This window comes from Aeribacillus sp. JST-2 (assembly GCF_056032925.1).
Genome location: NZ_JBVVUU010000109.1, coordinates 1 through 845, shown reverse-complemented (window position 1 = coordinate 845; position 845 = coordinate 1). Strand labels below are relative to the sequence as shown.

General features: G+C 51.4%; 1 protein-coding gene. It reads right to left on the bottom strand.

Features of this window, described 5'->3' with window-relative positions:
- Window positions 1-71 precede the first annotated feature (71 nt).
- On the bottom strand, window positions 72-845 hold a 774-nt coding region (locus tag AC0KTX_RS16785), incomplete at its 5' end, for a transposase (RefSeq protein WP_474253163.1).

Genomic DNA, 845 nt, shown 5'->3' with positions numbered 1-845 from the left:
GGTCGAATGGATGATATCGCGCCAGCTTCTCCGTGTCATCCTTGTTGTCTAGAGAATCGAGACTATAGGCATCAAGCAGCCGTTTCGAGGCCAAAGATGTCCTGCATCATTCGCTTCGCATCGAACGCTTGGTGCTTCGTACATACAGCGTGCAATACCTTCAATAATTTTCCGCATAACACCACAATCGATTGCTTCTTCCGCAACGGATTATCAGGACGTGTCGTGTAATAGTCGTGCAGCTGCCGAAACGCTTCGTTGTGACGGATCATCGGCATCATCACCCGGAACAGAAGGGCGCGCAACCGCCTTCTTCCACGCTTCGAGATCCGTTTTTGCCCTTTGTGTTGGCCGGAGGAATGTTCCCGCAGCGTCAGGCCCGCTAATTTGATAAGCTGCCGCGGATCCTGATAATGGGAGAAACTCCCGATCTCTGATAACAGTTCTACGATGGTCGCATCGCCTAAGCCCGGAACGGTCTTCAACCATTCGTACTCGACCGATGTCTGTACGAGTTCGATCAGCTGCTCTGTCAGTGCCTCGATTTCTTCTTCCAGTTGGCGGTACCGGCGGACAAGCGTGGCAATTTCGATACGGGCCATCTGTTGTCCTTCCGTTACGCCAATGGAGTGTTGGGCCAATTCCATCAACTTCTTCGCTTTCGGTTTTTGTGGCGATTGTAATCCCTCACTTTGCCGGTAAAGGGCCAGCACCTCTTCTAGTTCTTTTCCTGCCAGATCACTCGGAAATGGCGTATATTCCAGCACAGCGAGCGCCATTTTCCCAAATGACGGGAAGACTTGGGAAAACTCCGGAAAATATCGATCAAGCCAGCGAATCATTTG